This is a genomic window from Frankia sp. CeTa3Moorea, from assembly GCF_978021225.1.
On the sequence record NZ_CDXDOR010000200.1, the window covers coordinates 1 to 7,063 of the forward strand.

The window sequence follows — 7,063 nt, forward strand, 5'->3', positions numbered from 1 at the left end:
GGCGGGCGCCGACCGCCCGTCGGAGGCTCGGTGTCAGCCGACGGCGAGGGATGCAGCGGCTCCCTGCCGGGCCCGCCATCCGGAGGGAAGAGCCTCCATCAGCGCGTGGGTGAGATGGTGGGAGGTGAGGCCGCTGGCCTCCAGGACGTCGGCCCGTGAACCGTGGTCGAGGAATCGCTGCGGGATGCCAAAGACGTGCACCGGCAGGCCCGACTTGGCGTCGCTCAGGGCCTGGGCGACGCGCGCCCCGACACCGCCGACCCGGCCGCTGTCCTCGACTGTGGCGACCAGCAGGTGATCGAGGGCGAGCCCGGTCAACTCGGGCGGCACCGGCTTGATCCAGCGGGGGTCCACGACGGTGACGCCGACGCCCCGCTCGGCCAGCCGTTCGGCGACGTCGACACAGGTGGCGGCTACGGCGCCGACGGAGACCAAGAGAATGTCGGGACGTTGGCTGCGGTGCAGGACGTCCAGCCCGGCGTAGACGCCCACGGCCGGGATGTCCGCTCCGCTGGAGCCCTTGGGGAAGCGCAGGGCGGTGGGGCCATCGTCGCAGGCCACGGCCTCTCGCAGGGCGCGGCGCAGGGTGGCAGCGTCGCGTGGGGCAGCCAACCGTAGGCCGGGCACCAGGTTCAGCAGCGACAGGTCCCACATGCCGTTGTGCGAGGGGCCGTCGTCACCGGTCACGCCGGCCCGATCCAGGACGAAGGTTACCGGGGCGCGGTGCAAGGCCACGTCCATCAGGAGCTGGTCGAAGGCCCGGTTGAGGAAAGTGGAGTATAGCGCGACGACCGGGTGCACCCCGCCGAGGGCCAGCCCCGCGGCAGCGGTCACGGCGTGCTGTTCGGCGATGCCGACGTCGATGACGCGCTCGGGGTGGCGGCGGGCGAACTCGCTGAGCCCGGTCGGGTCGAGCATGGCAGCGGTGATGGCGACGACGTCCGGCCGGTCGGCGGCGAGGTCGGCCAGCTCGCTGCCGAACACGGACGTCCAGCTGGGTGCGCCTCCCGGTTTCTGGGCGGCGGCGCGCACGGCGTGGAAGCGGTCCGTGTCGGCCTGCTCGGCGGGTAGATGGCCGCGGCCCTTCTCGGTGACGCAGTGCACCATCACGGGCCTGCACAGGGCTACGGCCTCTCGCAGCGCCGTCTCCACGGCCTCGATGTCATGGCCATCCACCGGGCCGACGTAGGCGAGCCCCAGGTTCTCGAACAGGGCTTGCGGGACGCCGCCCGCGCGCAGGTCGGCGAGGTGTCCGGCAATGGCGCCGACGGTGGGGGCGTAGGAGCGGCCGTTGTCGTTGAGGACCACGACGACGGGGCGCTCGGGGGCCGCTGCGATGTTGTTGAGGGCTTCCCAGGCCATGCCCCCGGTGAGCGCGCCGTCGCCGAGCACCGCGACTACGGCGCGGTCGCTCTGCCCGAGCAGGGCGTTGGCGCGGGCGAGGCCGTCCGCCCAGGACAGGGAGGTCGAGGCGTGCGAGTTCTCGATGACATCGTGCTCTGACTCGGCACGGCAGGGGTAGCCCGACAGCCCACCGGTGCGGCGCAGCGTGCCGAATGCGCCAGCGCGGCCGGTGAGGATCTTATGGACGTAGGCTTGGTGGCCTGTGTCCCACAGGATCTTGTCGCGGGGGGAGTCGAAGACGCGGTGCAGGGCGATGGACAGTTCGACGACCCCGAGGTTGGGGCCGAGGTGGCCGCCGTTGGCGGTGCAGGTGTCCACCAGTAACCGCCGGATCTGCGACGCCAGTCCGCGGGCCGCGTGCGGGGACAGGGCGCGCAGGTCCTCCGGCCCCCGAATCTCCTCCAGGCGTGGCATGGCGCAACCCTCTTTCTCCAGTGGTGGACTCATCGCACCTCACTGGGCGCGGGCGAGATCTCGCCGGCCAGCGGTGTCTGCGGGACGCGGCCGGTGACCGGGTCGGCCAGCCGGCCAGGCATGGAGAACACAACGTGCTCCGCGGTGCCCCGCTGGAGCTCGACCTGGTCGAAGCCGAGTTCGGCGAGCCGGGCGACGAGCCCGTCGACGAGGATCTCCGGGGCACTGGCCCCGGCGCTGATGCCGACCGACGACACGTCCGTCAGCCAGGCCGCTTCGAGGTGCCCTTCGTCGGGCACCAGATGGGCGGCGGCGCCGTGGTCGCGGGCCACCTCGACCATGCGCAGCGAGTTGCTGGAGTTGTGCGAGCCGACGATCAGGACTAGGTCGTTGTCGCGTGCGAGATCCTTGACGGCGCTCTGCCGGTTCTGGCTGGCGTAACAGATATCGTCGCCAGAGGTGATCAGGTCGGTGAAGCGGGCGCGCAGGGCCTCGACGACGCGCTCGGTCTCGTCGAACGAGAGGGTGGTCTGGGTGAGGACGGCGACCGGGGTGTCGTCGGGCAGGCCGAGGCGCCGTACGTCGTCCTCGGTCTCGATGACGACGATCCGGTCGGGGGCCTCACCGAGGACGCCCTCGACCTCCTCATGGCCCTCGTGCCCGACGAGGAGGATGGTGCGGCCGTCGCGGGCGAAGCGCACCGCTTCCTGGTGGACCTTGGAGACCAGCGGGCAGGTGGCGTCGATGACTTCGAGCTGTCGGCCGGCGGCTGCGGAGCGCACTCTGGGGGAGACGCCGTGCGCGGAGAAGACACAGAGCGCGCCCTGCGGGACCTCCTCCTCGCTGTCGACGAAGACCGCACCGCGCTTTTGCAGCTCAGAGACGATGTAGTGGTTGTGCACGATCTCCTTGCGCACGTACACGGGCGCCCCGTGCAGGTCCAGCGCCCGCTCGACGATGCCGATGGCGCGCCGTACGCCCGCGCAAAAGCCGCGCGGCTTGGCAAGGACGACGTTCCCTTTACTCACCTCGCCTCGCCCCCGGCCGGTGCGGGGACGGCGGAGGTCATCTGGCGCGGGGTGCGTGTGTCCAGCCTCAGGCGCAGCCGGCGCGGGTGGTAGACGGTGGCCAGCGGGACCGGGCGGATGTCCATACCGGGCTCGCAGGCGACCCGCCAGCGGCCGAGGATCGTGGCGAGCCCCAGGGCGGCCTCGGTGCGTGCGTAGAGGTCGCCGATGCACTTGCGGGCGCCGGTACCGAACGGCACGTAGGCGTGGCGGGAGGCCGGCGCGATACGGTCCGGGAGCCAGCGGTCGGGGTCGAACTTCTTGGGGTTGTCGAAGGCGTCCTTGTACTGGGCGACCGCGGCGGGGCTGAAGACGACAGTGGAACCGGTGGGTAGCTGACGGCCCGCGAGTTCGGTCGGGGAGGCGGTGAGGCGGGTGAACAGCCAGGCCGGCGGGTGCAGTCGCAGCGTCTCGGAGATGATCCGGTCGGTCAGGGAGAGGTTCGGCAGGTCGTCCCACTGCGGGGCGCGGCCGTCGAGGACGGTGTCGATCTCGTCGTAGAGCGCGGCCTCGATCTCCGGGTGCTGGGAGAGGAGATAGAAGACCCAGGTGAGGGTGCCGGCGACGGTCTCGGTGCCGGCCGCCATAACGGTAATGACCTGGTCGTGGATCTCCTTGTCGCCGAGCCGGCCACCGTCGTCGTCGCGGGAGGTAATCAGGGCGGCGAGCAGGTCCTCGCGCTCGGTGCCGGAGCTGCGGTAGTCGTCGATGAGTTGCTGGGTGGTCTCGTGTAGGAAGTCCAGGTTGCTCTTGTAGCGGCGCTGGGACGGCAGGGGCAGCCGGCGGATCGAGGCCGGCAGGAACATCTGCCGGAACAGGCCGTTGAGCACGACGTCGAAGGAACGTTCCACCTTCGCCCCCAGCTCGGGGCTGACGGGTGTGGAGTAGAGGGTGCGGCCGACCGTGCGCAGGGCCATGCCGTACATTTCGGGGAAGGCGTCGAAGACCATGCCGTCGTGCCAGCGCGAGGCGGTGGACTCGATCTCGGCGTGCATGGCCTCGGCGTACCGCTTGAGTTGGGAGCGGGTGAAGGCCGACTGCATCAGCCGGCGCTGACGACGGTGGTCGGCGAACGGGCAGGTGACCAGGCCGTTGCCGGCGATGTCGCGGGCTCGGTCGTAGAAGACGCCGCCCTTGTCGAAGATGCGGTCGTTGGTCAGGACGTGCCGCAGCAGGTCGGGGTGGGTCGGGACGTAGGCCGCGGTGGGGCCGATCTTGATCTTAACCAGGTCGCCGTGAGCCGAGAGCGAGGTCATGAAGTTCACGGGGTGACGCATCATCTGGAGGGCGTGTCCCACGACGGGGAGCGCCCCGGGCGCCGCTCCTGCCGAGAAGGTGTTCTGCTCAGTCATTCGATTCTCAACTTCCCGTCTCTACTGATCTGTTGACAGCTGTGCTGCCGCGACGACCGGGCGCCGGTGCGTGTTGTTGGTGTGCGGCACTAGTGGGCGATGCTGCCGAGCTCCTCCAGGTAGCCCTGGGCACCGGCGGCGAGCGCGAACTCGGCGTCGTAGCGGCCTGACGAGCGGTGCCAGTCGTAGGAACCGCGGATCACGGTGCGCACGGCGTCGTTGCGGTAGCGCTCTAGTGCCTCGCGCTCGGCCTCGTCGAGCTGGTAGATGTCGCCGACCTGCGGCAGGCAGGACTCCAGCAGGAGGTACTGCTCCAGGCGGGCGCGCACCTCGCTCTGGATGTGGGCGACGCTGCGGTCCTTGGACCAGCCGTGCTCCCGGCGCAGGATCATGACCATGTTGTTCTGCTCGCCGCGGGCCTCTTCCTTCTCCAGCGAAGCGATGTCGTTGAGCAGCAGATTGACGTCGATGGCGATCTGGAGTATCGCGGAGAGCACGGCGCTGGCGAAGACCCGGTGCGGCACCTCGAAGCGGCCCGCACGCTCGGCGAGGTCGACCGTCGGCTGCACCCCGATGGTCTGCCGGCGCACGGCCAGGTACTGGGCCGCGGAGTTGTACGGCGTGTTCCAGAAGCGGCTCTCCGCCTCGTCGACGTAGCCGTCGAAGTAGCTGCGCCAGTGCCGGGCGCTGCGCGCGCACCAGGCGGGTGTCATGCCTTCTTTGGTGCGCCGCCAGATGTTGGCGAAGCCGTGGGCGATGGGAGGCGCGGTGTCGGGGAGGGGGCTGTCCAGCGCCGCCGCGACCGCGTCGGTGAGCTGTTTGGTCTCCTCCGGGTTCCCGCCGCGCGGCCCGTCGAAGAGGTCGTCGAAGAGGAAGAACCACGACATCAGGTCGACGCCCAGGTCCAGGTCGGCGCCGGTGGCGTGCGGATAGAAGCGGGAGGCCAGATCGGCGTAGTTGCCGCGCAGATGACGCGTCGCCGCCGCCTCGGATGTGATTAGCCCGAGCGACCGCGGCCAGGCGAGCTGCTCGGCTTCGGCCCGCGCGTGATCCGGGCTCTGCCGGCCCGGCAGAGGCATGTGGAAGTCGACGTCCTGGGGCATGAGAAAATCCTTAGGGCGTGGGTTGCGGAGGCGCAGCGGGCATGGCGATGCCCTGGCGGGGGCGCTGCGCTGATCGGAGAGTCAGAAGGGGCCATACGGGGGCCGGTCCGGTCTCAGACCTCGCGGTCGACGACGAACCGCCCGAGCGCGAGGAGTTCGCCCCGCGCGCCGGCGTCCAGCTCGACACTGCGCAGCGCGTCCTCGGCCAGCGCCATCCGCCGGGCGGCCTCGGCCAGCGCCCAGTCCCGGCCGCCAGCGCCCTCGATTAGGCCGGCCACGCGCCGCAGTTCCTCCTCGTCGAGTTCGCCAGGGGTGGTGAGCCAGGCAGCCAGCTCGTCGCTGAGCGGGCCGTCCTGGTTCAGTGCGTGGCTCACCGGCAGGGACTTCTTACGGGAACGCAGATCGGAGTGGACCGACTTGCCGGTGACGGCCGGGTCGCCCCAGATGCCGAGAACGTCGTCGACGAGCTGGAAGGCGACGCCGACCTGGCCGCCGTAGAGCGCCAGCGCGTCTACCGTCGCCTCCGGTGCCCCGGCGAGGACGGCGCCGATCGCGGCGCTCGCGGACAGTAGCGCGCCGGTCTTGCCGGCGGCCATCTCGACGCACTCTTCGGCCGTGACGTACGAACGCTGTTCGAAGGACAGATCCTGGACCTGGCCGCGGATTAGATGCCGGGTGGTGCGCGCCAGAAGCCGGGCGGCGGACGCCGCCGTCGGCAGCCCGGTGTCCAGCAGCACCTCCTGAGCGAGCGCCAGCATCGCGTCACCGGTCAGGATGGCGCTGGAGGCACCCCACAGCTTCCACACCGTGCTCCGGTGGCGGCGCTTCTCGTCGCCGTCCATCAGATCGTCGTGCACCAGGGAGAAGTTGTGCACGAGCTCCACGGCGACGGCGCCGGGCAGGGCGACCTCCGGCGGTGCGCCGACCGCCTCGGCCGACAGCAGCGCGAGCGCCGGCCGTACGGCCTTGCCCGCCTCAGCGCTGGTGGGCGTGCCGTCGGCGGTGATCCAGCCGAAGTGGTAGGCCGCCTGGTGACGCGAGCGGTGGTCGAGCCGGTCGACGGCGGCACGCAGCGCCGGGGTGATCGTGACCCGGCTGTGGCTGAGGCAGGCGGGAGCAGTGCTCATGTGCCGACCTCCGCGTGCCAGGGGGCGGCTGGGTCGTCGAAGATACTGACGACCTGACGCAGGATGCGCCGTTCGGCCGGGTCGAAGGCCTGCTTGGCGTGGATGGTGCCGAGCTGGTCCCACATGACGATGTCCCCGGGCTGCCAGATGTGGGCGTAGGTGTACTGGGGCTTACCCGCGTGCGACAACAGTTCGTCGAGCAGCTTGCGGCTGTCGTCGGGGGCGAGGCCCCCGATCCGCTTGGTGTTCAGGGTGCTGACGTAGACCGACTGGCGGCCGGTGCGCGGATTGCGGGCAATCAGCGGGTGGATGGTGGAGGTGCCGTCCTCGGGTTGGATCTGTTCGGTGCTCTCGCCGAGGGACACCTCGCCCTGGAGCTCCTGCTCGATGGTCTCCTCGTACCCGGTGCGCAGGGCGTGGCGGACCCGGTAGGAATGCAGACGCCGGCGCTCATCAGGCGACAGCGACTCGTATAGGGCGTACATGTCGGTGAAGAGGGTCTCCCCGCCGCCGGATGACGGCACTTCGATTGCCTCCAGGAAGCCGATCTGGGAAACGCGGGGGCGGAAGGAGTAGTCGGTGTGCCAGTCCATCCA

The 7,063-nt window shown here is 70.5% G+C and carries 6 protein-coding genes; all 6 read right to left on the reverse strand.

Annotation, left to right across the window (positions count from 1 at the left end):
- Window positions 1-33 precede the first annotated feature (33 nt).
- Window positions 34-1,818, reverse strand: coding sequence for a 1-deoxy-D-xylulose-5-phosphate synthase (locus AC08OV_RS22280; RefSeq protein WP_476615153.1), 1,785 nt, complete (start codon window positions 1,816-1,818; stop codon window positions 34-36).
- Between the two features lie 29 nt (window positions 1,819-1,847).
- Window positions 1,848-2,846 (reverse strand): 4-hydroxy-3-methylbut-2-enyl diphosphate reductase, encoded by a 999-nt coding sequence (gene ispH / locus AC08OV_RS22285; protein ID WP_476615154.1) that lies wholly within the window; start codon window positions 2,844-2,846, stop codon window positions 1,848-1,850.
- Window positions 2,843-4,237 carry a pentalenene oxygenase gene (gene ptlI, locus AC08OV_RS22290; RefSeq protein WP_476615155.1) on the reverse strand — a complete coding sequence of 465 codons (1,395 nt, stop codon included), beginning with the start codon at window positions 4,235-4,237 and terminating at the stop codon, window positions 2,843-2,845. The genes ispH and ptlI overlap by 4 nt, the downstream gene beginning before the upstream one ends.
- Before the next feature lie 89 nt (window positions 4,238-4,326).
- Entirely contained in the window at window positions 4,327-5,340 is a 1,014-nt protein-coding gene (ptlA, locus tag AC08OV_RS22295; RefSeq protein WP_476615156.1) for a pentalenene synthase, read from the reverse strand.
- A 113-nt stretch (window positions 5,341-5,453) separates the two neighbouring features.
- On the reverse strand, window positions 5,454-6,467 hold the full coding sequence (locus tag AC08OV_RS22300) for a polyprenyl synthetase family protein (protein WP_476615157.1): 1,014 nt from the start codon (window positions 6,465-6,467) through the stop codon (window positions 5,454-5,456).
- Window positions 6,464-7,063: TauD/TfdA dioxygenase family protein (locus tag AC08OV_RS22305; protein WP_476615158.1), on the reverse strand; the 600-nt coding region annotated here is incomplete at its 5' end. The genes AC08OV_RS22305 and AC08OV_RS22300, both read right to left, overlap by 4 nt.